Consider the following 24,490-nt stretch of genomic DNA (forward strand, 5'->3'; position numbering starts at 1 on the left):
GGACATGTTGGACACTCCGAAATCTGCGGCTCTTTATGATCGCGCCAAGGCGGTCATGCCCGGCGGAAACACCCGCCACACCGTCTATCGCCAGCCGCATCAGGTTTATGCCGCGCGGGGCGAGGGCTGCCGGATCATCGACATCGACGGCAATATGCGCATCGACGCGGTCGGCAATTTCACCGCGTTGATCCATGGCTATGGATCCGAGCGGATCCGCGAGGCCGCGCGGCGCCAGCTGGAGGCGGGCCTGTGCTTCGGCATGCCGACCGAGGGCGAGGTGATCCTGTCCGAGATGCTGTGCGACCGGCTGCCCTCGGTCGAGATGCTGCGCTACTGCAACTCGGGCACCGAAGCGGTGATGAACGCGATCAAGGTCGCGCGCGCCTTCACCGGCCGGCCGAAATTCGCGAAATGCGAAGGCGCCTATCACGGCACCTATGACCCGGCCGAAACCAGCCAGGAGGCCCGGCCCGACACCTGGGGCGAGGTCGACAATCCGGTCTCGGTGCCTACGGCGCGCGGAACGCCGCAGGGCGTGCTGGACGATGTGGTGGTGATTCCCTTCAACAACACGCCGGTCGCCGAGGCGATCCTGCGCGCCAAGGGCAATTCGCTGGCGGCGGTGCTGGTGGATGTGATGCCCAATCGCGCCGGGCTGGTGCCGGCCCGGCCCGAGTTTCTGGCCATGCTGCGCCGCGTCACGCGTGAGATCGGGGCGCTGCTGATCCTGGACGAGGTGATCACCTTCCGTCTGGGCTATCACGGCGCGCAGGGCCGGTTCGGCGTCGATCCCGATCTGACCACGCTGGGCAAGGTGATCGGCGGCGGCTTTCCGGTGGGGGCGGTCGGCGGGCGCCGCGACGTGATGGCGGTCTTCGACCCGACGGCGGGCGCCCCGGCCGTGCCGCATGGCGGAACCTTCAGCGCCAATCCGATGACGATGATGGCCGGGATCGCCGCGCTTGAGGATCTGACGCCCGAGGCCTTCCAGCATCTTGACCGGCTGGGCGCGCTGTTCGACCAGGGCATCGCCGCCTGCTTTGCCCGCCACGGCATCCCCGGGCAGGTCACCGGCCTTGGCTCGCTTCGGCGGGTGCATCTGAGCGATGCGCCGCTCAGCGACTTCCGCTCGACCTTTGCCGCCGGCGATGGCGCCAAACGGGTGGCCGCCCTGGCGCGGGCGCTGTTCGAGGCGGGGGTGCTGATCGCCGCCAACGGGCTGATGGCCTTTTCCACCGCGATGACGGCCGAAGACATTCAGGAAATCGTCGACACATTCGACCGCGCGCTTCCCCGCGCCTTTGCATAACAGGAGAACGGACATGCGGCAGACCGTCGAGGTCACCAACGCCTGGGGCGCGGCCATCGGTTATTCCCGTGCGGTGCGGGTGGGAAATTTCATCGTCGTCTCGGGCACTTCGGCCTCGGGCCCTGACGGCGCCCTGCATCCCGGCGATGCCGAGGCGCAGACGCGCGAGGTGCTGGCGCGGATTGGTGCTGCGCTGGAAGAGCTGGGCGCCGCGCTGGGCGATGTGGTCGAGACGCGGGTCTTCCTGAAGCGGATGGAGGATTGGCAGGCGGTCGGGCGCGCGCATGGGGCGGTGTTCGGCGACATCCGCCCGGCAACCACGCTGCTGCAGGCTGGCGCGCTGATCGCCGAGGATCTTCTGGTCGAGATCGCGGCAACCGCGGTCGTGGAATAGGGGCCGCAGAGATGTCGTCCGTGTTTCTGACCTGCGCCGTCCTGGGCAATTTCACCACCCGCGCCCAGAATGCCAATCTGCCGATCACCCCGGCGGAAATCGCCCGCGACTGTCTGGATGCGGCCAGGGCGGGGGCGGCGATCGTGCATATCCATGTGCGCGATCCGGTGACGCAGCTTCCGTCGATGGAGGTGGCGCTGTACCGCGAGGTGGTCGACCGCATCCGCGACAAGAACGACCAGCTGGTGATCAACCTGACCACCGGCAATGGCGGCCGCTACGATCCGTCGCGCGACAATCCGGCCGTGGCGGGGCCGCGCACCAATCTGCGGCTGCCCGAGGATCGGGTCCGCCATATTCTTGAGCTGAGGCCCGATATCGCCACGCTGGATCTGAACACGATGCTGTTCGGCGAAGAGGTGGTGATCAACACGCTGTGGTCGATCCGCCGGATGGCCGAGCTGATCCAAGGGGCCGGAGTGCGCCCCGAGATCGAACTTTTCGACAGTGGCGATATCTCGATCCTGAACACGCTGGTGGCCGAAGGCGCGCTGGAAAAGCCGCCGCTCTGTTCGATCGTGATGGGGGTGAAGCACGGTTTCGTCGCCACGCCCGAGACGCTGTTCTATGCCCGCAGCCTGCTGCCGGCCAATGCGCTGTGGACAGGCTTTGCCACCGGGGCGATGGCGTTTCGCATGCTGGCCCAGTCGGTTCTGGCGGGCGGCAATGTGCGGATCGGGCTGGAAGATGCGGTGTGGCTGTCGCGCGGCGTCAAGGCGCCGTCAAATGCGGCGATGGTGGAAAAGGCGCGGCGGATCCTGGACGAGCTGGGCGTCGATCTGATGGATGCGCAACAAGTGCGGGCCCAGCTTGGCTGAACAGGTGGGGGCAGGCAGGCGGGCCTGTCTGCCCCGGCTTTGGCCTTAGCCCTTCTTCGCCACCCGCGCATTGCGCGTGGCGATCAGCCGCAGACGCAGCGCATTCAGGCGGATGAAGCCCGCGGCGTCCTTCTGATCATAGGCGCCGGCGTCTTCTTCAAAGGTCACGTGCTTTTCGCTGTACAGCGAATGGTCCGACCAGCGGGCCACGGTGCGCGCCATGCCCTTGTACAGCTTCAGCTTGACCGTGCCGGTCACATGTTCCTGGGTCTTGTCGATCAGCGCCTGCAGCGCCTCGCGCTCGGGCGAGAACCAGAAGCCATTGTAGATCAGCTCGGCATAGCGCGGCATGATCGAATCCTTCAGATGGCCCGCGCCGCTGTCGAGCGTGATCTGCTCGATGCCGCGATGCGCCTCAAGCAGGATCGTGCCGCCGGGGGTTTCGTACAGCCCGCGCGACTTCATGCCGACGAAGCGATTTTCCACGAAGTCCAGCAGGCCGATGCCATGCTTGCCGCCCAGCTCGTTCAACCGGGTCAGGATCGTGGCGGGCGACATCGCCTCGCCGTTGATCGCCACGGCATCGCCCTTCTCGAAGCTGACTTCGATGAATTCCGGCGTGTTCGGCGCATCTTCCACCGCGACGATGCGGCTGGCCACGTAATCCGGGGCCTCTTCGGCCGGGTTTTCCAGCACGGTGCCTTCCGACGAGGTGTGCAGAAGGTTCGCATCGACCGAGAAGGGCGCTTCGCCGCGCTTGTTCTTGGCGATCGGGATCTGGTTCTGTTCGGCGAATTCGATCAGCTTGGTGCGGCTGGTCAGATCCCATTCCCGCCAGGGCGCGATCACCCGGATCGACGGGTCCAGCGCGGCGACGCCCAGTTCGAAGCGAACCTGGTCATTGCCCTTGCCGGTCGCCCCATGCGCCACCGCATCGGCGCCCGAGGCCTGGGCGATCTCGACCAGATGCTTGGCGATCAGCGGCCGCGCGATCGAGGTGCCCAGCAGATATTGGCCCTCATAGACCGCATTGGCGCGGAACATCGGGAAGACGAAGTCGCGCACGAATTCCTCGCGCAGGTCGAGGATATGGATGTTCTCGGGCTGGATGCCCAGAAGCACCGCTTTCTGGCGCGCGGGCTCCAGCTCTTCACCCTGGCCCAGATCGGCGGTGAAGGTCACCACCTCGCAGCCGTATTCGGTCTGCAGCCATTTCAGGATGATCGAGGTATCGAGGCCGCCCGAATAGGCCAGCACCACTTTCTTCGGCTTGAACATGGAAAGGCTCCGTCCCGGTTTCGCAGGCGCTTAGCGCAGAAACCAGGGCCAGCACAAGGATTGCCGGGGCCTGACCGGAAAGCTGTGGCTTGACGTTGCCGGGATGCGCCCGATGATGGCCGCGCAAAAGGCAGGGGGCAAAGCGGTGAGCTGGCGGATTTTCCTTCATTCGGTGCGGCAGGTGTTCGGCAATCTGGGCGGCGCGCTGCGGGTTTCGGCGGTGCTGATGCTGGCGCAGGTGCTGGTGGGCCATTTCCTGGGCGCCGAACCGATGACCGACCGGCTGGCGCTGGAAGAGGCGATCCGCACGGGCCAATTGCCGGTGGCGCGGCTTCTGCTGGCCATGGTGCTGCAGCTGGTGCTGTGGCTGTGGCTGGTGGTGGGCTGGCATCGCTATGTGCTGCTGAACGAACAGCCGGGCATCGTGCCGGTGCTGCGGCCCGACCGGATGCTGGGCTATTTCGGCTTCTCCTTCCTGATCGGGCTGATGCTGATCCCGGTGGCGCTGGGCCTGGGCCTGGTGATGAGCCTGGTGCTGGGCACGTTTTTCGGCGGGGCGGCCGGCAATATGCCGCTTCTGCTGACCGCGACGGTGCTGGTCGTCTATCTGCCGACCGCGGTCATCGCGATGCGCCTGTCGGTCACGCTGCCCGGCGCCGCGCTGGAGGGCGGGGTGCCGCTGATGACCGGCTGGAACGCGACGCAAGGCCAGACCGGCACCATCGCCGGGCTGGTGCTGATCTGCATCGCCATCGTCATCGGGCTGGAATGGGTGATCCTGCAGGCGCTGCCGATGACCGGCCCGGCCGGTTTCGTGGTGATGGTGGTGCTGCAATGGGCCTATCTGATGGTCGGCGCCTCGATCCTGACCACGCTTTACGGCCATTTCGTTGAACGCCGGGCGCTTGTCTGATCTTGCAGGGCGGGGCGGCTTGCGCCATGCCGGGGGCATGACAGATTTTGCCGCCTCTGCCCGTGCCGCCACGCTGGCGATCCGCGATCTCTTCCCCGAGACGCCGCTGCAGCGCAATGACCACCTGTCGAACCGCTTCGGCGCCGAGATCTGGCTGAAGCGCGAGGATCTGACGCCGGTGCGCAGCTACAAGCTGCGCGGTGCCTTCAACGCCATGCGCAAGATGCGGGCCCGCGCGCCCGATCAGGGTCATTTCGTCTGCGCCTCGGCCGGCAATCATGCCCAGGGCATGGCCTTTGCCTGCCGGCATTTCGCGGTGAAGGGCACGATCTTCATGCCGGTGACGACGCCGCAGCAGAAGATCGACAAGACCCGCACCTTCGGCGGGCCCTTCGTGCAGATTGAGCTTCTGGGCGATTACTTCGACCAGACGCTTGCCGCCGCGCAGGAATTCTGCCGCCGCGAAGGCGCGCAGTTCCTGGCGCCGTTCGACGATGCCGACGTGATCGAGGGCCAGGCCAGCGTGGGGGTCGAGATCCTTGACCAGCTGGGCCGCGCGCCCGATCTGGTGGTGCTGCCGGTCGGCGGCGGCGGGCTGGCCTCGGGCGTGACGCGCTATCTGCGGGCGGCGGCGCCCGGGGTGGAGTTCCGCTTTGTCGAACCCCTGGGCGGCGCCAGTCTGAAGGCCGCGCTGGAGCATGGCGGGCCGGTCAAGCTGAACAAGGTGAATTCCTTCGTCGACGGGGCGGCGGTGGCGAAGCTGGGCGATCTGACCTGGCGGCATCTGGATTGGGCCAAGCCCGCCCAGGTGCATCTGGCGCCCGAGGACCGGATCTGCATCACCATGCTGGAGATGCTAAATGTCGAAGGCATCGTGCTGGAACCGGCGGGCGCGCTGTCGGTGGATGTTCTTCCCGAACTGGCCGGCGAAATTCGTGGGAAAACCGTGGTCTGCGTGACCTCGGGCGGGAATTTCGATTTCGAGCGCCTGCCCGAAGTCAAGGAACGCGCCCAGCGCTATGCCGGGCTGAAGAAGTATTTCATCCTGCGCATGCCGCAGCGGCCGGGCGCGCTGCGGGAATTCCTGTCGATGCTCGGTCCGGACGACGATATCTCGCGCTTCGAATATCTGAAGAAATCGGCGCGCAATTTCGGGTCGGTGCTGATCGGGATCGAGACGCGCCGGGCCGAAAACTTTGCCGTCTTCACCGGGCGGATGGATGCGGCGGGCTTTGCCTATCGCGACATCACCACCGACGACGCCCTGTCCGAATTCCTGATCTGACCGCGGCTCAGGCGGCGGTGCCCTGGGCCAGCGCGCCCAGAAAGGCGGTTTTCGAGGCCTGGTAGACCGCGGCCAGCTGGTCCAGATCGACGGGCGCCGCTTGGCCCGCGGCGGCGCGCTTTTCGCCGTCCTGGCACAGGTCGGCGAAATCGCGCAGGCCCAGATTCAGCGCCGAGCCCTTCAGGAAATGCAGCCTCCCCTCCATCTCGCAGGCGGGGACCAGACGGATCCGCGCCATCACCTCGTCGGTTTCGTCCAGAAAGACGCCGACCACATCGGCCAGATCCTCGTCGCCGATTTCGGCGCGCAATTCGTTCAGACGGTCCCAGTCGATCATCGCACCCCCTGCCATGGCGGCTTTCACCCGGGCCAAAGGTTCCATCCCCGCGTTAACATTCGGTAATCCGCGCCGCAGCAGTCCGCGCCAATTTTACGCTTCACTTCACCTTAACGCGCCAGGGTGCAGGACAGGGCAAATCTGGACCGGGTGACAGGTGTGCAGGGCTCTGCGATCTTGAAGGACAGCGAACTTGATCCCCCGGGGGCGCGGGCGCCAGCCCGGGTGCTGGTGGTGGATGACAGCCGGGCGCAGCGCCAGCTGCTGGCGGTTTTCCTGCGCCGCTGGGGGTATGAGGTGCTGCAAAGCGGATCTGCCGAAGAGGCGCTGCTGCTGTGCGCGACCGAGCCGGTCGATATCGTGATCAGCGACTGGATGATGACCGGCATGACCGGCGTCGAATTCTGCAAGCAGTTCCGCGCCTTGCCGCGCGCGGTCTACGGCTATTTCATCCTTCTCACCTCGAAATCGGAAAAGGCGGAAATCGCCGATGGGCTGGAAGCCGGGGCCGATGACTTCGTGCCGAAGCCCGTCAGCAGCGAAGAATTGCGCGCCCGGCTGCGGGCGGGGATGCGGATCATCTCGATGCAGGCCGAGCTGGTGGAAAAGAACCGCGTCGTCGCCCAGACGCTGGACGAATTGCAGCGGCTGTATGATTCGCTCGACCGTGATCTGGTCGAGGCGCGCAAACTGCAGCAGACGCTGGTGCGCGACCGGCGGCGCGATTACGGGCGGGCGGCGGTGACGCTGATGATTCGCTCGGCCGGCCATGTCGGCGGCGATCTGGTCGGCAGTTTCCCGATCGATGCGCATCGCGTGGCGCTTTATGCGGTGGATGTCTCGGGCCACGGCGTCGCATCGGCGATGATGACGGCGCGGCTGGCGGGTTATCTGTCGGGCAGTTCGCCCGATCAGAACATGGCGTTCAAGCTGCTGCCCGATGGCAGCCGGGCGGTGCGCGCTCCGGCCGAGCTGATGGCCGCCTTCAACCGCCTGATGCTGGAGGAGTTGCAGGTCGAGCAGTATTTTACCATGGCCTATGCCGAGGTCGATCTGCGCAGCGGCGCGGTGGTCTTGGCCCAGGCTGGCCATCCGCATCCTTTGGTCATGCGCCGCGATGGGCGGGTCGAGCGGGTGGGAAGCGGTGGGATGCCGGTCGGGCTGATCCCGGATGCGCGCTATGAAGATGCCGAAGTGCAGCTGCAGCGCGGCGACCGGCTGTTCCTGATGTCGGATGGAATCACCGAATGCCCGGGCGAAGGCGGCTTCGATCTGGGCGAGGAAGGCCTGGCGCGGATGCTGATCCGGCTGGGCGATCTGGACAGCGGCGCCCTGCTGGAGGCGCTGATCTGGGATCTGGCCGGATTCGCCGGCACCGACCGGCTGCCCGACGATGTGTCGGCGCTGGTGCTGGATTATCGCGGTTGATCAGCCCAGCGCCTGCTGCAGCATGGCCCGGTCGCCATCATTCGCCAACAGCCGCAGCCCGGTTTCCGCCGGCATCCAGACCGCGCTATGCCCGGCCTCGCTGGGCGGACCCAGCCGGCGGACCGGCCGGCACAGGTAGATCGTGCAGACCTTCTCGGCCCAAAGGTCATATTCCGGCATATAGGTGAAACGGCGATAGGCGCCCAGCCTTTCGCGGATCGCGACGCGCCAGCCGGTTTCCTCGAACACTTCGCGATGCAGGGCGGCGATCGGCTGTTCGCCGCGGTCGATGCCGCCGCCGGGCAGCTGAAATTCGGGGATCGGGTCGCTTTGATGGGTGGCCAGCAGCTGGTCGCCGTCGAGGATCACGGCATAGATGCCGGGGCGCCGGCGATAGGTCTGGCCGGGGCGAACCGGCTCTCCGAAGCGGCGGATCATCTCTGGCCTCTTGGTCAGGGCGGATATTGCACCTATATGGGGCCCCGAATGCCAGACAAGGCAACCCAAGGAAACCCCCTCATGGCCATTGGCACCCAACTTGCATGGGACGATACCGTCCTGCCGTTCCAGCTTGATCTGTCGGGCATCCGCGGCCGCGTGGCGCGGCTGGACGGCGTGCTGGACCAGGTTCTGAAGCAGCACGCCTACCCGCCGGCGATCGAAGCGCTGGTGGCGGAAACCGCTTTGCTGACCGCGCTGATCGGCCAGACGATCAAGCTGCGCTGGAAACTGTCGCTGCAGGTGCGCGGCAACGGGCCGGCACGGCTGATCGCCACCGATTACTACGGCCCGCAGGCCGAGGGCGAACCCGCGCGCATCCGCGCCTATGCCAGTTTCGATGCCGAACGGCTTGAGGCCGACAGCGTCGATCCGTTCAGCCAGATCGGGCAGGGCTATTTCGCGGTGATGCTGGACCAGGGCGAGGGCATGCTGCCCTATCAGGGCTTCACGCCGATCGCCGGCGGCAGCCTTTCCGCCTGTGCCGAGACGTATTTCGCCCAGTCCGAGCAGCTGCCGACCCGCTTCTCGCTGGCCTATGGCCGCTCGACCGAGCCGGGCCGGGCCGAGCGTTGGCGCGCCGGTGGGCTGATGATCCAGCACATGCCGCAGCATGGCGGCGTCGCGGCCGAAGGCGGCACGGGCGAGGGCGGGCTGCTGACGCATGCCGATATCCTGTCGGGCGATGCGGGCGACGACTGGAACCGGGCGAACATGATCCTGGACACGGTCGAGACGCTGGAGCTGATCGGGCCCTCGGTCGCGCCGACCGACCTGCTGGTGCGGCTGTATCACGAAGACCAGCCGCGGGTGTTCGAAGCCCAGCCGGTGCGCTTCGGCTGTTCCTGCTCGGCCGATAAGGTGATCAGCACCATGTCGATCTACAGCCAGTCGGACATCGCCAAGATGACGACGGCGGAAGGCATGGTCACGGCGGATTGCCAGTTCTGCGGCGCGCATTACGAGCTGGACCCCAAGACCCTGGGCTTTGAGGGCACGCTGGCCAAGGATGCCGCGGCGCAAGAGGCGGCCGCCCGGGATGAATGACGACGAGGCCAGGCTGCGGGCGGCGATGACGCGGCCCGCAGGGCCTTCGTCGGATTACGACCTGAACCCCGAGATCCGCCTGCCCGAAGGGCGCAAGCTGCGTCCGGCGGCCGTTCTGGTGCCGGTCTGGCTGCGGCCCGACGGCGCGCGGGTGATCCTGACCAAGCGCTCGTCGCAGCTGCAGCACCATCCCGGCCAGGTCGCGCTGCCCGGCGGCAAGATCGACCCGACCGATGCCGATGCCGAAGCCGCCGCCCTGCGCGAGACCCGCGAAGAGGTGGGCCTGCCCGAGGATCGGGTAACGGTTCTGGGCAGGTTAGAGCCGCATGAGACGGTGACCGGCTTTTCGATCACTCCGGTTCTGGGTCTGCTGCACGGCGATTTCAGCCCCTTGCCCGAGGCGGGCGAGGTGGACGAGGTGTTCTCGGTGCCGCTGGCGCATCTGGCGCAGACGGCGCATTACGTGATCGAGCGGCGGCGCTGGCGGGGGCAATGGCGGCGCTATTACACGGTGCCCTGGGGGCCCTATTACATCTGGGGCGCGACTGCGCGTATCCTGCACGGGTTGGCCGTGCGGATGGGGCGATGAAGATCACCGGAGACTGGCTGACCCGCGACAGCACGCAGCGGGTTCTGGCCCTGCTGCAGGCGGCGGGGCATCAGGCGCTGCCGGTGGGCGGCTGTGTGCGCAATGCGCTTTTGGGCCAGCCGGTCGCCGATGTGGATATCGCCACCGATGCGCTGCCCCAGGCGGTGCTGGCGCTGGCGCGCGAGGCCGGGATCAAGGCGGTGCCGACCGGCATCGACCATGGCACGGTGACGCTGGTCGTGGGCGGCATTCCTTATGAGATCACCACCTTCCGCCGCGATGTCGAAACCGACGGGCGGCGCGCGGTCGTGGCCTTTACGACCGACCTTGCCGAGGACGCGGCGCGGCGCGATCTGACGATGAACGCGCTTTATGCCCGGGCCGATGGCACGCTGGTCGATCCTTTGGGTGGCCTGCCCGATGCGCTGGCGCGGCGGGTGCGCTTTGTCGGCGACCCGGCGGCGCGGATTGCCGAAGACTATCTGCGCATCCTGCGCTTTTTCCGCTTCTATGCCTGGTATGGCGATCCGGCCGAGGGGCCGGATGCCGAGGGTCTGGCCGCCTGTGCAGCGCTTTCGGCCGGGTTAGAGACGCTTTCGCGCGAAAGGGTCGGCGCCGAGATGAAGAAGCTGCTGGCCGCGCCCGATCCGGCGCCGGCGGTTGCGTCCCTGGCCATGACCGGCTGTCTGGCGCGGGTTCTGCCCGGGGCCGATCCGCGCCTGCTGGCGCCGCTGGTGCATCTGGAAGCGGGTGCCGCGCCCGATCCGCTGCGGCGGCTGGCGGCTTTGGGCGGCGAAGCGGCGGCGGATCGGCTGCGGCTGTCCAAGACCGAAGAGAAGGCCCTGTCTGACCTGCGCGCGGCGATGGGCGGGGTCGAAAGTCCCGCGGCGCTGGGCTGGCGCCTGGGCGAAAATCGCGGCGCCGATGCGGTTCTGCTGCGGGCGGCGGCCTTGGAACAGCCCTTGCCCCGGGCCTGGCAGGCCGAAGTCGCGCGCGGCGCCGCGGCGCAGTTTCCGGTGGCGGCGGCCGATCTGATGCCCGCCCTGCAGGGCGCGGCCCTGGGCGCGCGTCTGGCGGAATTGCAGCGGATCTGGCTGCAATCCGGGCTGCATGCGACCAAAAACGACCTTCTTGGCCCCGGCCATGGCGGTTTTGAGGCGTGACAAGCCGGGAAAGATCGGCTAGGACCGATCCACCCAGAAGGAGAAGCGCAGCATGGAACTTAGGATCCCACTCCGTCATTCGTGACCGGACCGATCCTGAGTTGGCGGTCCCGTCAAGGCCGCCTTTTCCAGATACACTGCCGCTTTAGCGCTCCACCAAGGGCCTCCTTCCATGTTCCGCTTCTTCGAAAACCTTGTCGATCCGTTCCAGCCGCATCCGCAGGTCGATGCGCCGCCGCGCCGGCTTTGGGACTTTCTGAAAGGCCATTTCCCGCCCTTCCGCGGCGTGTTCATCGTGACCGGCCTGCTGTCGGTCTTGGCCGGCGTGGCCGATGTGGCGCTGATCTGGTATGTCGGACGGGTGGTCGACCTGTTGGCCCAAGGCGCGCCGGCGCAGGTCTGGGCCAGCCATGGCACTGAATTCCTGACCGTCGCGGCGCTGGTGCTGATCTTGCGGCCGCTGCTGATCGCGGTGGATGTGGCCTTGCTGCACAACACCATCCTGCCGAATTTCGGCACGATGGTGCGTTGGCGCGCGCATAAACATGTGCTGCGCCAACCGGTCGGCTTTTTTGAAAGCGATTTCGCCGGACGCATCGCCAACCGGCTGATGCAGACGCCCACCTCGGCGGGCGAAGCGGTGTTTCAGGTCTTCGATGCCTTTGCCTTCGCGCTGGTCACGGTGATCGGGTCGATCTACATGCTGGGCGAGGCCGATCTGCGGCTGGCCCTGCCGCTTCTGACCTGGTTCCTGCTGTATATCCTGCTGGTGCGCTGGACGATCCGCCGCGCCGGTCCGGCCGCCAAAGCCTCGTCCGAGGCGCGTTCGGCGGTGACGGGCCGGATCGTCGATGCCTATTCCAACATCCATTCGGTCAAGCTGTTCGCCCATCACGACAATGAACTGACCTATGCCCGCGAGGCGATGGAGACCGGGCGCACAGCCTTCCAGAAGGAAATGCGCATCGTCACGGCGATGGATCTGATGCTGACCACGCTGAACGGCGCGCTGATCGTGTCGGTCACGGGTCTGGCGATCTGGCTGTGGTATCACGGCACGGCGACGATCGGGGTGGTGGCGGCGGCCTCGGCCCTGGTGTTGCGGCTGAACAACATGACCTATTGGATCATGTGGACCTCGACCTCGCTGGTGCAGGCGCTGGGCGTGGTGGCCGAGGGGATGGAGACCATCGCCCAGCCGGTCGGTCTGGTCGATGCCAAGGCGGCCAAGCCGCTGGCGCTGACCAGGGGGCAGGTCGAGATCGACCATGTCAGCCATCACTATGGCCGCGGCTATGGCGGGTTGCAGGATGTGACCCTGTCGCTGCGCCCGGGCGAGAAGATCGGCATCGTGGGCCGGTCGGGCGCCGGCAAGTCGACGCTGGTGAAGCTGCTCTTGCGGTTCTACGACTGCGAGGGCGGGCGGATCCTGATCGACGGGCAGGATATTTCGCAGGTCACCCAGGACAGTCTGCGCCGCCAGATCGGCATGGTTCAGCAAGACAGCAGCCTGCTGCACCGCTCGGTCCGCGACAACATTCTGTATGGCCGCCCCGATGCCAGCGAAGACGAGATGATCGCCGCCGCGAAACGCGCCGAGGCGCATGATTTCATCCTGACGCTGGAAGATCCGCAGGGTCGCAAGGGCTATGATGCCCATGTCGGCGAGCGGGGGGTGAAACTGTCGGGCGGGCAGCGGCAGCGGGTGGCGTTGACCCGGGTGATCCTGAAGGATGCGCCGATCCTGATCCTGGACGAGGCGACCTCGGCCCTGGATTCCGAAGCCGAGGCGGCGATTCAGCAGGCGCTGTATGGCGTGATGGAGGGCAAGACGGTCATTGCCATCGCGCACCGTCTGTCTACGATTGCCGCCATGGACCGGATCGTCGTTCTGGAAGATGGCCGCGTCGCGGAAGAGGGCAGCCATGCCGATCTTCTGGCGCGCAACGGGCTGTATGCCCGGTTCTGGGCGCGTCAGTCGGGCGGCTTCATCGGGCTTGAGGAGGAGGCAGAGTGATGCACGGCCTCGTCCAGCGCCTGGGCGGCGCGATTGATGCCTTCCGCCCGGCCGAAGGCGCCCCGCCGCAGCAGCTGGGCGCCTTCATGCGCTGGTGCCTGCGCGGGTCCTGGCCGGCCCTGACGGTGGCGGCGGCGATTTCGGCCCTGGCGGGGGCCACCGAAGTGGTCTCGGCGGTGATCCTGGGTTGGGTGGTCGATGCGGCGGTCGAAAGCCCGGCGCAGGGCTTCTTTGCCGCGCAATGGCATCTGATCCTGTGGTTCCTGGCCTTCTACCTGCTGGCCCGGCCGCTGGCCTTCGGCCTGTCCTCGGCCTCGAACAGCATCGTGGTCGGGCCGAATGTCCTGCCGCTGGTTCTGTCGCGGCTGCATCGCTGGACCCTGGGTCAGGCGGTGACCTTCTTTGACAATGATTTCGCCGGCCGCATCGCGCAAAAGCAGATGCAGGCGGCGCGGGCTGTGACCGATACCGCGACCGAAGTGATCAACACGGTGTTCTTCGCCCTGGCCTCGGTGATCGGCTCGGCGATCTTCCTGCTGGCGGTCGACCCCTGGATCGCGCTGGCGCTGATGGTCTGGCTGGTGGCCTATGTGCTGCTGATCCGCATCTTCCTGCCGAAGATTCGCGAAAACTCGGCGGCCCGCGCGTCCAGCCGGGCGATGGTTTCGGGGCAGGTGGTCGATACGATCACCAATATCAAGACGGTGAAGCTGTTCGCCCATGCCGCCTTCGAAGACCGCGTCGCCCTGCAGGCGATGGAGGTTTTCCGCGACAAGTCGCTGGAATTCGGGGTGATTTCCACCTGGTTCCGCTTCAGCCTGATGGCGTTGGCCGGGGTTCTGCCGGTGCTGCTGATCGGCGGCACGCTGATGATGTGGCAGCAGGGCGCGGCGACGGCGGGCGATATCGCGGCTGCGGGCGCGGTGGCCCTGCGGATCGCGCAGATGTCGGGCTGGGTCAGCTTTACCCTGATGGGGATCTATACCTCGGTTGGCGAGGTCGAGGATGGCATGCGCACGCTGTCGGCGCCCCATACGCTGGCCGATGCGCCCGATGCGGTGGATCTGCCGCGGGTGCAGGGCGCGGTCGAGTTCCGCGGGGTCAGCTTTGCCTATGGCCGCCAGCGCGGCGGGGTGCAGCGGATCGACCTGTCGATCGCCCCGGGCGAGAAGATCGGCATTGTCGGGGCTTCGGGCGCGGGGAAATCCACGCTGGTGGCGCTGCTGCTGCGGCTTTACGACCCCGAAGAGGGCGCGGTTCTGGTCGATGGCAAGGATCTGCGCCGGGTCACGCAGGAATCCCTGCGCCGGCAGATCGGCATGGTCACGCAGGAAACCGCGATGTTCAACCGCTCGGCCCGTGACAACATCGCCTATGGCCGGCCCGATGCCACCCAGGCCCAGATCGAGGCGGCGACCGAGGCGGCCGAGGCGCTGGGCTTCGTGCGCGACCTGGTCGACCATCGCGGCAATCGCGGCTTCGATGCCTTCCTGGGCGAGCGGGGGGTGAAACTGTCGGGCGGGCAGCGGCAACGCGTCGCGCTGGCGCGCGCCTTCCTGAAGGACGCGCCGATCCTGGTGCTGGACGAAGCCACCTCGGCGCTGGATTCCGAAGTCGAGGCCTCGATCCAGGAAGCGCTGGAGCGGGTGATGGTGGGCAAGACCGTGCTGGCCATCGCGCATCGGCTGTCGACCATTGCGGCGATGGACCGGATCGTGGTCATGGATCAGGGCCGGATCGTCGAGGAAGGCAGCCATGCCACGCTTTTGGCCAAAGGCGGGCTTTACGCACGCTATTGGCAGCGGCAGTCGGGCGGCTTCCTGGGCACGGATGAAGATGATGCCGAAGAGGCTGCCGAGTGAAAGTGACGATCGACAGGCTGGGCCATCTGGGCGACGGGATCGCCCATGATCCCGCGCAGGGGGTGATCTTTGCCGCCGGGCTTCTGCCCGGGGAGCAGGCCGAGGGCGACCTTGCGGGCGACCGGCTGGAGAATATCCGCATCCTCACCCCCAGTGCCGACCGGGTGAAGCCACCTTGCGCGCATGCGAAAACCTGCGGCGGCTGTCAGTTGCAGCATGTCTCGGACGGGTTTGTCGCGGGTTGGAAACAGGGTGTCGTGGCCCAGGCCCTGAGCCAGCAGGGGCTGCAATCGGGCTTTCGCGGCCCGGTCGTGACCTCGCCCCCGCTGTCGCGGCGGCGGGCGACGCTGTCGGGGCGCAAGACGAAGGGCGGGGCTTTGCTGGGCTTTCATGCCCGCGGCCGCGATCTGATCGTGGCGGTGCCGGGTTGCCGGCTTCTGCATCCCGATCTGCTGGCCACGCTGCCGGCGCTTGAGGCGCTGGTCGGCTTTGGCGGCTCGCGCACCACCGAACAATCGCTGACCGTGACCCGCAGCCTGACCGGCCCCGATGTGGCGGTGACGGGCGGCAAGCCCCTGGACGGGGCGCAGCGCATGGAGGCGGCGCGGCTGGCCGACCGCTTCGGTCTGGCGCGGCTGTCCTGGGAGGGCGAGGTGATCGCCCAGGCGGCCGAGCCGCAAGTGGCGCTGGGCCGGGCCCGGGTGGGCCTGCCGCCGGGCGCCTTCCTGCAGGCGACCGAACCGGGCGAGGCGGCGCTGGTCGCGCTGGTGCGCGAAGCGCTGGGCGCGCAGAAGAAGATCGCCGATCTGTTCTGCGGCCTGGGGACCTTCGCCCTGCCGCTGGCGGAAGAGGCCGAAGTCGCGGCCTATGAAGGCGATGCGGCGCTGACCGCGGCGCTGGACCGGGCGGCGCGGCAGGCCTCGGGCCTGAAGAAGATCAGCGCCGAGACGCGCGACCTGTTCCGCCGCCCGCTTGAGGCGGACGAGCTGAAAGGTCTGACCGGCGTGGTGATCGACCCGCCGCGCGCCGGGGCCGAGGCGCAGGCGCAGCTTCTGGCGGCGTCCTCGGTGCCGGTGATTGCCATGGTCAGCTGCAACCCGGTGACCTTCGCCCGCGACGCGCGGATCCTGATCGCCGGCGGCTACCGGCTGGACTGGGTGCAGGTGGTCGACCAGTTCCGCTGGTCGGTGCATGTGGAACTGGTGGCGCGTTTCACGAAGCCGTGAGACGGCCGCGCCGCCGCGGCGCTGGCACGAAAGCCGCGAATCCGCTATAGATCGCGCAAAAAGATACAGGCAAAAGCGGGCATTCGGGACATGTGGGCGTTCAGGCTTCTTCTGGTCATGACCTTGGTTGTGGGGCTTTCGGCCTGCAATTCCAAGTTTCGCAGCTATCACGGGCCGGAAGTGACCCAGATTCAGGTCCACAAGGCCGATCGCAAGATGTATCTGCTGCACAATGACAAGGTGCTGAAGGATTTCGACATCGCGCTGGGCTTTGCGCCTGTCGGCCACAAGCAGTTTGAAGGCGATGGCAAGACGCCGGAAGGCGTCTACTACATCAATTACAAGAACCCGAACTCGTCCTATCACCTGTCGCTGAAGGTCAGCTACCCGAACGAGACGGACCGCGCCTATGCCTCGTCCATGGGCAAAAGCCCGGGCGGCGACATCATGATCCATGGCGGGCCGACGAAGAAGATCTACCAGAAGGACTGGACCGCCGGCTGCATCTCGATCACCGACAAGCAGATGGAAGTGGTCTATTCGATGGTCAAGCCGGGTACGCCGATCTACATCCTGCCCTGACCGAAGCGCAGGCCCGGCATGCCGGGCCTTGCAAGCATTCGGGCGCGCGGCCGATCAGCCGCCGGTGACCGCCGTCCACCAGATCTTGCCGCTTTCTTCCTGATACCAGGCCAGACCGATTTCCCGCGCGGCCGGGTCCATGACCACGCCGCGGGTATCGTCTTCCTCCATCCAGGCCGACAGGGTTTCCAGCTCGGTCTGGTAGGTTTCCGAAATCAGCTCGCCCAAGAGCCGCCCGGTATAGCCCACGCGCTGCACCCGGGTCAGCGGCGAGGAGCCATCCGATCCGAAATGCCAGGGCCGGTTCTGCACCGACATGTCGCGCGAATGCGTTTCGGCGGCGGCGTTCAACTGGGCATTGTAGGCCACCGGCGTCAGCCCCTTGGCGCCGCGCAGGCTGTTGACCGCATCCAGGAAGCGGAACGGGATCTGCTGGGCCACAGCGGGGGTGATCTTGTAGACGCGCGGCAGCGGCTTGCCATCGGGGCCATAGAGAACCTCGTTCCCGCCCGAGACACAGGCTGCCAGCGCAAGGGTCGGGGCGACAAGAAGGAAGGCGCGTCTGTTCATTCAATCCACCGCAATCCGGGCCCGCGCGCGGGCCGTTTCGCCTTCCAATACCGGAAGGCGCGAAGACAGGCAAACCCAACTCTGCGGGAAGTCGCCGATCCGGGCGGCCGGCCGCCGCGACAGCGCCGTGACACGGGCCAGTGATTTGCGCATCTTCACAAAAACGTATAGTTTGCGGGAAAAATCACGCAGGACTTCCCGCAGGAGACCGTCATGACCGTCGATCGGTTCAACCGCCGTGCCCTTCTGGGCACAGCTGCTGCCGCCTTTGCCGCCAGCAGCCTGCCGCTTCGCGCGCAGGATGCTACCTCGCCGATCCGCAACAACATTTCCAGCTTCCGCATGCTCGACTGGCAGGGTTATTTCACCGACACGCGCAATGGCGCGATCCTGGTGGATACCGTGTCGCGCGCGCTGCATTACTGGTCCGAGGACAAGTCGATCTACCGGCTTTACCCGACCTCGGTGCCGCTGTCCGAGGAACTGACCCGCCGCGGCCGGACCGAAGTGGTGCAGAAGGTGGTCAACCCGCCGTGGCGGCCGACGCCGTCGATGAAGGAACGCAACCCCGAATGGCCCGATGTGGTGCAGGGCGGGGCGCCGGACAACCCGCTGGGCACGCGCGCGCTGTATCTGAGCTGGACCTATTACCGGATCCACGGCACCCATGACACGCGCAAGATCGGCCGGAAATCTTCGAACGGTTGCATCGGGTTGTATAATGAACACATCGAAGAACTGTTCGAACTGGCCAAAGTTGGCACGCAGGTGTTGCTAATTTGACGACACGAAGGCCAAGCTGAGGCGCCTCAGCGACAGCCAATTGCATTTCCGCCGCGGTGCTGCTTAACCGGAAGTCACGAGGAACAGCTTGGATGCGTGCCGTCGCCTCTGCAACCCAGACGGTGCGCAATTACTGGAGGTTATCATGAAGAAACTCGCGCTCGCCGCCGCGCTCTCGGTCGCCGCTTCCACCGCTTTCGCTGGTGGCATGGCCGAGCCGGTGATGGAACCGGAAGTCGTCAAGGCCGCGACCTCGTCGTCGTCGGCTGGCATCCTGGTCCCGCTGCTGCTGCTGGTGATCGTCGCCGCCGTGGCTTCGAACTAAGTTCGACCAGAATTTGGGAAAGGACGGCAGTTTCGGCTGCCGTCCTTTTCTTTTGCGCGCTTGCCTTCGGCTTCAGCGGCGGCTTCAGCGGCCGATCCAGCCGGCCAGATTGTCCTCGATCACCGAGACCAGTGCCGCCACATGCGCGGAATCGTCGTTCAGGCAGGGGATATAGGTAAAGTCTTCGCCCCCGGCATGCAGGAAGGCCTCGCGGATCTCGCCGTTGATCTCTTCCAGCGTCTCGATGCAATCGGCCGAAAAGGCCGGGGCGATCACCGCGATGCGCTTCTTGCCGGCCTTTGCCAGCTCGGCCACATGTTCCACCGTATAGGGCCGCAGCCATTCTTCCGGGCCGAAGACCGACTGGAAGCTGGTATGGATCATCTCCTTGCCCCAGCCCAGCCTTTCGCGCAGCAGCCGCGTCGTCTTCTGGCATTGGCAATGATAGGGGTCGCCCTGGCGCAGATAGCGCTGCGGCATGCCGTGATAGCTGGCCACCAGAAGATCGGGCTTCACCTCGGCCGCGGCCCAGGCCCGTTCCACCGATTGCGCAAGTGCTTCGATATACAGCGGATTTTCGAAATACTCGGGCACGACCCGCGCTGCGGGCTGGCGGGTTTCGGCCATCAGCGCGCGGAAGAACTGGTCATTCGCCGTGGCCGAGGTGGCCCCGGCATAATGCGGATAAAGCGGGAAGAAGACGATCTTCTCGCAGCCCGCCTGCACCATGGCGCGCACCTTCGACTGGGTCGAGGGGTTGCCGTAGCGCATGCAGAAATCGACCATCAGCGCATCGCCATGCCGGTCCTTCAGCGCCGCCGCCACCGCCGCGGTCTGCGCCTTGGTGATGGTCATCAACGGGCTTTCATTCGCCTCGGTGTTCCAGATCAGCTTGTAATTCGCGCCCGAGGTGAAGGGCCGCTTGGCCAGGATCACCGTCTGCAGCAGCGGCTGCCACTTCCAGGCCGGGTAGTCGATCACCCGCTTGTCGGACAGGAACTCTGACAGATAGCGCCGCATCGACCAGTAATCATAGCCGTCGGGCGTGCCCAGATTGGCCAGAAGAACGCCGATCTTCGGCCGTGCCACCGGGGGGTGGTCTGCGGGCGCATGGGTCAGCCGGCCCTCGCCCGCCTTGTCGATGCCTGATGCCATCTTGCTCTCCTGCGCATGTTCCGGGTTTCAGATAACCTGCCAGAGCCGGGGGTCAACTGCCCTGCGGCAAATCCGGCAGGCGATGTTCGGGAACCTTCAGCGCCTCAGACAGGCGCTGCGCGGCCGAGCCGGGACGCAGCGGCTTTTGCTGGCTGTCATGCGGGGCCCAGCCGGTCAGGCAGATCACCTCGAAGCTGGCGGCGATTCGGTCGCCCGGCTCAGGGAAGCTGGCGGCATAGATCTGCGCCATGCGCAAAAAGACGGCACGGCGGCTGGGCCGGCGCAGCCGGGCGGCCAGGGCATTGCCTTCGCCCATCGCGCGCAGGTCGGCCATCAGCCGGAACGCATCGCCATAGCTAACGCGCCGAGTGAAACTGTCGGCCACCGGCAGGGCAAAGCCCGCGCGGTGCAAAAGCGCCCCGGCCTCGCGGATCTCGGCCATCGGCAGCACCCGGGGCGACAGGCCGCCGGTCACCTCGGCCTCGGCCTCGGCCAGGGCGGCGCGCAATTCGTGCAGGGTCTGGCCGCCGAAGAACAGCGCCAGGAACAGCCCGTCGGGCCGCAGCGCGCGGCGGCATTGCACCAGCTGGCCCACCGGATCGTCGGCCCAATGCAGCGCCATCGCATGCACCACCAGATCATGCGCGCCTTCCTGCAGGTCCAGCACCGGCGTATCGGCCACGATCCGCGCCCCGGGCAGGGCCGCCTGCCAAAGCGCCGGAAATCCGCTGACCACGGCCGGCGCCGTAAAGGTTCTGTTAACCGAAGCGAGTCTCTCCTGCACCTCGTCCACCGCTTCATGCTGCAGGAACAGGGCGGGGTCGGGCAGGGCCAGGGCGCGGGCGCGGTTGCGGGCCAGGGCGGAACGGTCGGTCAGGGGCGGGGCGTCATTCATGGCGGCGGACGATAGGCAGGCGGGGGCGGGATGCAAGCGCTGATCCGGGCGATCTATCCGCCGCAATGCGTCAGTTGCGATGCGCTGACCGCCAGCGAATTCGGCCTGTGCCCCGCCTGCTGGCGCGAGACGCCGTTCATCACCGGCCTGTGCTGCAGCAAATGCGGCCTGCCCCTGCCCGGCGATCCGGCCGAAGCCGGGGTGCTGTGCGACGATTGCCTGCGCATCGCGCGGCCCTGGGCGGCGGGGCGGGCCGCGATGCTGTATGACGGCAATGCCCGCAAGATGGTGCTGGCGCTGAAGCATGGCGACCGGATGGAGCTGGCGCGGCCGGGCGGGCAATGGCTGTTGCGCGCGGCCCAGCCCTTGCTGCGGCCGGGCCTGCTGGTGGTGCCGGTGCCTTTGCATCGGTGGCGGCTTTGGCGGCGGCGCTACAATCAGGCGGCGCTGCTGTCTGGCGCGCTGGCCAGGCTGGCGGGGCTGGAACATTGCCCCGATGCGCTGATCCGCGCCCGCAACACCGGCAGTCAGGAAGGCCGGCTGCGCGATGACCGATTCGCCAATGTTCAGCAGGCCTTCCGCGCCCATCCCGGCCGGCGCGCCCGGATTGCTGGGCGCGACCTTCTGCTGGTCGATGACGTGATGACCTCGGGCGCCACCTTCGCCGCCGCGACCGAGGCGCTGCACGCGGCCGGCGCGCGCGCGGTTTTCGTGCTGGCGCTGACCCGCGTTGCGAAAGGGTCGTGAAACCCTGTAGGGTCTTGCCGAATGCGAGGTCGGACATGCCCAAGGTCGAAATCTACACCACCCCCTGGTGCCCCTATTGCCTGGCCGCGAAGCGGCTGCTGCAGAAGAAGGGCGTGCCCTTCGAGGAAACCGATGTCAGCGCCGATGCCGGGCTGCGCCAGGCGATGATGCAGCGCGCCGGCGGGCGCCATACCGTGCCGCAGATCTTCATCGGCGGCGTGCATGTCGGCGGCAGCGACGACCTGCATGCGCTTGAGGCGCGGGGCAAGCTTGACCCGATGCTGGCGGAAGGCTGATGCGCGCGGCCCTTCTGCAGCTGAATGTCTCTGACGATCCGGCCGCCAACCTGGCCGCGACGCTGGCGCTGGTCGACCGGGCGGTGGCGGGGGGCGCGGGTTTCGTGCTGACGCCCGAGATGACCAATGGCCTGTCTTCCTCGCGCGATCACCAGCGCGCGGTGTATCGGCCCGAGGATCAGGATGAAACCCTGGCCGCCCTGCGCGCGGCGGCGGCAAAGGCGGGGATCTGGCTCTTGATCGGGTCCCTGGGCCTGACCACCGCCGATGCCGACGGGCGCTTTGCCAACCGGTCCTTCCTGATCGCCCCGGATGGCACGATCGCGGCGCGCTATGACAAGATCCACATGTTCGACGTGAATGTGTCGGATACCGAGATCTACCGCGAAAGCGCGGGCTACCGGCCCGGCGGGCAGGCGGTTCTGGCCGAGACGCCCTTCGCCAAGATCGGGATGAGCGTCTGCTACGACCTGCGTTTTCCGCATCTCTACCGCCGGCTGGCCAAGGCAGGCGCGCAGATCCTGACCGTGCCGGCGGCCTTCAACCACATCACCGGCGCCGCGCATTGGGAAGTGCTGCTGCGCGCCCGTGCGATCGAGACCGGCTGTTTCGTGCTGGCCCCTGCGCAGACCGGCTTTCACGCCGAAGCGCATGGCAAGGGCCGCCGCACCCATGGCCATGCCCTGGCTGTCGCGCCCTGGGGCGAGGTTCTGGCCGACGCCGGCACCGAGCCGGGGGTGACCTTCGTCGATCTGGACCTGTCGCAAGTGGACCGCGCGCGGGGCCGCGTGCCCTCGATCGACCATGACCGCGCGATCGAGGGGCCATGAGCCAGGATCGTCATGACGAGCTGGCCGTCGCCCTGTTCGGCGAATTGTTCATGGCCGACCAGCTGGCCCGCAACCGGATTTCGAAGGTTCTGCCCAAGGGGATGGAACTGTCGCAATTCTCGGTGCTGAACCATCTGGCCCGGGTGGCCGAGGAACGCACCCCGGCGCAGCTGGCGCGCGCCTTCCATGTCACGCGCGGGGCGATGACCAATACGCTGGCGCGGCTGGAATGGGCGGGCCATGTGCATATCCGCCCCGATTGGGACGATGCGCGGCAGAAATTCGTGGCAATCAGCCCCGCCGGCCGGGCGGCGCGCGATGCCGCGGTGCAGGCGGTGGCGCCCTTGATCGCCGATGTGGTGGAATCGCTGGGCGCCGACCGGGTGCGGGCGGTGCTGCCGGTGCTGCGCGAGATGCGGGCACGCTTTGAAAGCGAGGCCTGATCGGCCTCGCCGTCGCGCCGCGGGCTTAGTTGGTGGAGATCACCTGCGCGTTGCGGGTGATGCTGACCACCGGGGCGATCATGCCCAGGATCGAGGCAGTCGCGTTCAGCGGGCTTTCGGCCACGATGACCAGATCCTTGTCCTGGATGTAGAACTCGCCCGCGCTGAACAGCCCGTCGGCGCTGGTCAGGTCGATGACAAAGACCATCCGCTGTTTCGAGGGGCCGCTGCCATCGGCGCGCACCGCCTTGGACGGATAGTCGCGCAGCACCAGGATGCCCTTCGGGTCGGCCCGCATGTCGTTCAGCCCGCCGATCAGCGACACGGCCTCGATCGCGCTGACTTTGTCGCGCGGGAAAGGCACCGGCGCCTCGCGGCTTGAGGCGCCAAGGGCCAGGAAATACCGCTTGTCGGATTCGACATAGACCTTGTCACCGCCGCGCAGCGTGGTGTCGAGCGAGGGGTCCTTCAGCAGCTTTTCGGCCGAGATCCCATACAGCTTGCCGCCGCGCTGCAGCCGCACCTGCGGGTTTTCCATGTTCTGCGGAATGCCGCCGCCCTGGGCCAGCAGGGCCAGAATGGTGAAGTCGCGGTCGGGCAGCGGGAAGGTGCCGGGCTGCGGCACGCCGCTGACCAGATCGACGGTCGATTTGCGGCCCGGCGTATGGGCAACCAGAACCTGCGCGGCGGGGGCGATCGGCTCCAGCTTGCCCTGAACGGCGATCCGCGCCTCGTCGGGGGTCATGTTCGCGACATAGACCTTGTCGGCATAGGGCAGGAAGATCGTGCCATCGGGCTGCACCGTCACGCCGGGCAGCGGCACAACCTTCTGGCCGGGCGGCGCCAGAAGCGAGCTGTCGCCGGTTTCCCAGATCGTCAGATCCAGCTTGTCGCCCGGCTCGATCAGATTGCCGGCGGGGCCGCGGCTGCGGGTGATCCAGCCGGCGATGGCGGGTCCGCTTTTGCTGCCGGGCCATTTCGACACCCGGGCGACCGAGTCGCGGGTGATCGGGTAAACCGCGAAATCGGCGGTCTCCTCCTCGGCGCCCTTCAGGATCTGCTTGGCCTGACCGGCGCCCTTCGGCACGGCACAGCCGGTCGCAACAAAACATAGCGACAGGGCAAGGCCCAGGCCGATCAAAGGTCGCTTGGTCATTCGAGTCTCCGGGCGGCAGCAGCCCCAACACCTGTGGACAAGACAGGTCCCGCGACCATAATCACCAACAGGTCGTGGTCAATCGCCGCCGTGCACCGACATGCAGATTTCTGGGGGTAACTTTCAGCGTGATCGACCTTGTGGTGACGGGTTCCGGCGGGCGGCTGGGGCGGCTGTTGCGCCGGGCTTTCGCGGCGCGTCCGGCGCCGGATCTGCGGATCTGGTTCAGCGGGCGCGACGAAAGTGCGGAAATTCAGTGGGATATCCTGTCGGGTCCGGCGCCCGACTGGCCGCGGGGGGCGGTCGTGCTGCATCTGGCCGGGGTGGTCGGCGGCGATGAGGCGGCGCTTGCGGCCAATGCGGCGATGATCGCGCCCCTGGCCGCGGCCTGTCGGCGGAATGCCGCCGCCGGGCTGATCTTCACCTCGACCGCCGCCGTCTATGCGCCCGGCATCGCGCCGTCGGACGAGGACCGGCACCC

Annotated in this window: 27 protein-coding genes; 20 read left to right on the forward strand and 7 right to left on the reverse strand. The window is 67.0% G+C overall.

Going from position 1 to position 24,490, the window contains the following annotated elements; genetic code table 11:
• Nucleotides 1-55 precede the first annotated feature (55 nt).
• From K1Y73_RS08760 to K1Y73_RS08770, 3 genes are read left to right on the forward strand one after another with little or no spacing between them, the layout of a single operon-like run.
• Nucleotides 56-1,312 carry an aspartate aminotransferase family protein gene (locus K1Y73_RS08760; protein WP_225027908.1) on the forward strand — a complete coding sequence of 419 codons (1,257 nt, stop codon included), beginning with the start codon at nucleotides 56-58 and terminating at the stop codon, nucleotides 1,310-1,312.
• A 13-nt stretch (nucleotides 1,313-1,325) separates the two neighbouring features.
• On the forward strand, nucleotides 1,326-1,706 hold the full coding sequence (locus K1Y73_RS08765) for a RidA family protein (RefSeq protein WP_225027909.1): 381 nt from the start codon (nucleotides 1,326-1,328) through the stop codon (nucleotides 1,704-1,706).
• A gap of 11 nt (nucleotides 1,707-1,717) precedes the next feature.
• Nucleotides 1,718-2,584 (forward strand): BKACE family enzyme, encoded by an 867-nt coding sequence (locus tag K1Y73_RS08770; protein WP_225027910.1) that lies wholly within the window; start codon nucleotides 1,718-1,720, stop codon nucleotides 2,582-2,584.
• A 45-nt stretch (nucleotides 2,585-2,629) separates the two neighbouring features.
• Here K1Y73_RS08770 and K1Y73_RS08775 read toward each other — a convergent pair whose 3' ends face one another.
• A complete protein-coding gene (locus tag K1Y73_RS08775; protein WP_225027911.1) occupies nucleotides 2,630-3,862 on the reverse strand; it encodes an argininosuccinate synthase in 1,233 nt (410 codons plus the stop codon).
• Between the two features lie 145 nt (nucleotides 3,863-4,007).
• Between K1Y73_RS08775 and K1Y73_RS08780 the strand changes: the two genes are divergently transcribed.
• Both K1Y73_RS08780 and ilvA read left to right on the forward strand, forming a co-directional pair.
• Nucleotides 4,008-4,775, forward strand: a complete 768-nt coding sequence (locus tag K1Y73_RS08780; RefSeq protein WP_225027912.1) for a hypothetical protein — start codon at nucleotides 4,008-4,010, stop codon at nucleotides 4,773-4,775.
• Between the two features lie 37 nt (nucleotides 4,776-4,812).
• Entirely contained in the window at nucleotides 4,813-6,060 is a 1,248-nt protein-coding gene (ilvA, locus tag K1Y73_RS08785; RefSeq protein WP_225027913.1) for a threonine ammonia-lyase IlvA, read from the forward strand.
• 7 nt (nucleotides 6,061-6,067) lie between these two features.
• Here the strand turns inward: ilvA and K1Y73_RS08790 are convergent, their stop codons facing one another.
• Complete coding sequence (locus K1Y73_RS08790) at nucleotides 6,068-6,397, reverse strand: Hpt domain-containing protein (protein ID WP_225027914.1); 330 nt, start codon at nucleotides 6,395-6,397, stop codon at nucleotides 6,068-6,070.
• 177 nt (nucleotides 6,398-6,574) lie between these two features.
• On the opposite strand from K1Y73_RS08790, the gene K1Y73_RS08795 reads away from it, so the two are divergent.
• Nucleotides 6,575-7,825 carry a PP2C family protein-serine/threonine phosphatase gene (locus K1Y73_RS08795; protein WP_225027915.1) on the forward strand — a complete coding sequence of 417 codons (1,251 nt, stop codon included), beginning with the start codon at nucleotides 6,575-6,577 and terminating at the stop codon, nucleotides 7,823-7,825.
• Here the strand turns inward: K1Y73_RS08795 and K1Y73_RS08800 are convergent, their stop codons facing one another.
• Nucleotides 7,826-8,263 (reverse strand): NUDIX hydrolase, encoded by a 438-nt coding sequence (locus tag K1Y73_RS08800; protein WP_225027916.1) that lies wholly within the window; start codon nucleotides 8,261-8,263, stop codon nucleotides 7,826-7,828. It lies immediately after the preceding gene.
• A gap of 81 nt (nucleotides 8,264-8,344) precedes the next feature.
• Here K1Y73_RS08800 and hslO point away from each other — a divergent pair, with 81 nt between their 5' ends.
• The 7 genes from hslO to K1Y73_RS08835 all read left to right on the forward strand — a co-directional run bounded on the left by hslO (nucleotide 8,345) and on the right by K1Y73_RS08835 (nucleotide 16,809).
• Nucleotides 8,345-9,370, forward strand: coding sequence for an Hsp33 family molecular chaperone HslO (hslO, locus tag K1Y73_RS08805; protein ID WP_225027917.1), 1,026 nt, complete (start codon nucleotides 8,345-8,347; stop codon nucleotides 9,368-9,370).
• Nucleotides 9,363-9,959 carry a CoA pyrophosphatase gene (locus K1Y73_RS08810; RefSeq protein ID WP_225027918.1) on the forward strand — a complete coding sequence of 199 codons (597 nt, stop codon included), beginning with the start codon at nucleotides 9,363-9,365 and terminating at the stop codon, nucleotides 9,957-9,959. The genes hslO and K1Y73_RS08810 overlap by 8 nt, the downstream gene beginning before the upstream one ends.
• The gene (locus K1Y73_RS08815) at nucleotides 9,956-11,122 is read left to right on the forward strand and encodes a CCA tRNA nucleotidyltransferase (RefSeq protein WP_225027919.1); all 1,167 of its coding nucleotides are present in this window, start codon (nucleotides 9,956-9,958) and stop codon (nucleotides 11,120-11,122) included. The genes K1Y73_RS08810 and K1Y73_RS08815 overlap by 4 nt, the downstream gene beginning before the upstream one ends.
• 172 nt (nucleotides 11,123-11,294) lie before the next feature.
• Entirely contained in the window at nucleotides 11,295-13,139 is a 1,845-nt protein-coding gene (locus K1Y73_RS08820; RefSeq protein WP_225027920.1) for an ABC transporter ATP-binding protein, read from the forward strand.
• Nucleotides 13,139-15,001 carry an ABC transporter ATP-binding protein gene (locus K1Y73_RS08825; protein WP_225027921.1) on the forward strand — a complete coding sequence of 621 codons (1,863 nt, stop codon included), beginning with the start codon at nucleotides 13,139-13,141 and terminating at the stop codon, nucleotides 14,999-15,001. The genes K1Y73_RS08820 and K1Y73_RS08825 overlap by 1 nt, the downstream gene beginning before the upstream one ends.
• The gene (locus K1Y73_RS08830) at nucleotides 14,998-16,227 is read left to right on the forward strand and encodes a class I SAM-dependent RNA methyltransferase (protein ID WP_225027922.1); all 1,230 of its coding nucleotides are present in this window, start codon (nucleotides 14,998-15,000) and stop codon (nucleotides 16,225-16,227) included. Before K1Y73_RS08825 ends, K1Y73_RS08830 begins: the two co-directional genes overlap by 4 nt.
• A gap of 117 nt (nucleotides 16,228-16,344) precedes the next feature.
• The gene (locus tag K1Y73_RS08835; protein WP_225027923.1) at nucleotides 16,345-16,809 is read left to right on the forward strand and encodes a L,D-transpeptidase family protein; all 465 of its coding nucleotides are present in this window, start codon (nucleotides 16,345-16,347) and stop codon (nucleotides 16,807-16,809) included.
• 54 nt (nucleotides 16,810-16,863) lie between these two features.
• Here the strand turns inward: K1Y73_RS08835 and K1Y73_RS08840 are convergent, their stop codons facing one another.
• Nucleotides 16,864-17,379, reverse strand: a complete 516-nt coding sequence (locus K1Y73_RS08840) for a CAP domain-containing protein (protein ID WP_225027924.1) — start codon at nucleotides 17,377-17,379, stop codon at nucleotides 16,864-16,866.
• Between the two features lie 213 nt (nucleotides 17,380-17,592).
• Between K1Y73_RS08840 and K1Y73_RS08845 the strand changes: the two genes are divergently transcribed.
• Together K1Y73_RS08845 and K1Y73_RS08850 are read left to right on the forward strand one after the other, a co-directional pair.
• Entirely contained in the window at nucleotides 17,593-18,162 is a 570-nt protein-coding gene (locus K1Y73_RS08845; RefSeq protein WP_225027925.1) for a L,D-transpeptidase, read from the forward strand.
• A gap of 145 nt (nucleotides 18,163-18,307) precedes the next feature.
• Nucleotides 18,308-18,487 (forward strand): hypothetical protein, encoded by a 180-nt coding sequence (locus K1Y73_RS08850; RefSeq protein WP_225027926.1) that lies wholly within the window; start codon nucleotides 18,308-18,310, stop codon nucleotides 18,485-18,487.
• 84 nt (nucleotides 18,488-18,571) lie between these two features.
• Here K1Y73_RS08850 and hemH read toward each other — a convergent pair whose 3' ends face one another.
• Together hemH and K1Y73_RS08860 are read right to left on the reverse strand one after the other, a co-directional pair.
• Nucleotides 18,572-19,642 (reverse strand): ferrochelatase, encoded by a 1,071-nt coding sequence (gene hemH / locus K1Y73_RS08855; RefSeq protein ID WP_225027927.1) that lies wholly within the window; start codon nucleotides 19,640-19,642, stop codon nucleotides 18,572-18,574.
• A gap of 52 nt (nucleotides 19,643-19,694) precedes the next feature.
• Nucleotides 19,695-20,537 carry a methyltransferase domain-containing protein gene (locus tag K1Y73_RS08860; protein WP_225027928.1) on the reverse strand — a complete coding sequence of 281 codons (843 nt, stop codon included), beginning with the start codon at nucleotides 20,535-20,537 and terminating at the stop codon, nucleotides 19,695-19,697.
• A gap of 30 nt (nucleotides 20,538-20,567) precedes the next feature.
• Here K1Y73_RS08860 and K1Y73_RS08865 point away from each other — a divergent pair, with 30 nt between their 5' ends.
• From K1Y73_RS08865 to K1Y73_RS08880, 4 genes are read left to right on the forward strand one after another with little or no spacing between them, the layout of a single operon-like run.
• Nucleotides 20,568-21,284: a double zinc ribbon domain-containing protein gene (locus K1Y73_RS08865; RefSeq protein ID WP_225027929.1), complete on the forward strand. Its 717-nt coding sequence runs from the start codon at nucleotides 20,568-20,570 to the stop codon at nucleotides 21,282-21,284.
• A gap of 35 nt (nucleotides 21,285-21,319) precedes the next feature.
• Nucleotides 21,320-21,580, forward strand: coding sequence for a glutaredoxin 3 (gene grxC, locus K1Y73_RS08870; RefSeq protein ID WP_225027930.1), 261 nt, complete (start codon nucleotides 21,320-21,322; stop codon nucleotides 21,578-21,580).
• Nucleotides 21,580-22,410, forward strand: coding sequence for a carbon-nitrogen hydrolase family protein (locus K1Y73_RS08875; RefSeq protein ID WP_225027931.1), 831 nt, complete (start codon nucleotides 21,580-21,582; stop codon nucleotides 22,408-22,410). Before grxC ends, K1Y73_RS08875 begins: the two co-directional genes overlap by 1 nt.
• Nucleotides 22,407-22,853, forward strand: coding sequence for a MarR family winged helix-turn-helix transcriptional regulator (locus K1Y73_RS08880; RefSeq protein ID WP_225027932.1), 447 nt, complete (start codon nucleotides 22,407-22,409; stop codon nucleotides 22,851-22,853). The genes K1Y73_RS08875 and K1Y73_RS08880 overlap by 4 nt, the downstream gene beginning before the upstream one ends.
• Nucleotides 22,854-22,878: 25 nt before the next feature.
• On the opposite strand, the gene K1Y73_RS08885 is transcribed toward K1Y73_RS08880, so the two are convergent.
• Complete coding sequence (locus K1Y73_RS08885; protein WP_225027933.1) at nucleotides 22,879-24,009, reverse strand: polysaccharide biosynthesis/export family protein; 1,131 nt, start codon at nucleotides 24,007-24,009, stop codon at nucleotides 22,879-22,881.
• A 128-nt stretch (nucleotides 24,010-24,137) separates the two neighbouring features.
• Here K1Y73_RS08885 and K1Y73_RS08890 point away from each other — a divergent pair.
• Nucleotides 24,138-24,490 (forward strand): NAD-dependent epimerase/dehydratase family protein (locus tag K1Y73_RS08890; protein WP_404819077.1); only part of this gene is annotated, 353 nt, incomplete at its 3' end.

It is taken from the genome of Xinfangfangia pollutisoli, from assembly GCF_020179405.1.
GTDB lineage: Bacteria > Pseudomonadota > Alphaproteobacteria > Rhodobacterales > Rhodobacteraceae > Pseudogemmobacter > Pseudogemmobacter pollutisoli.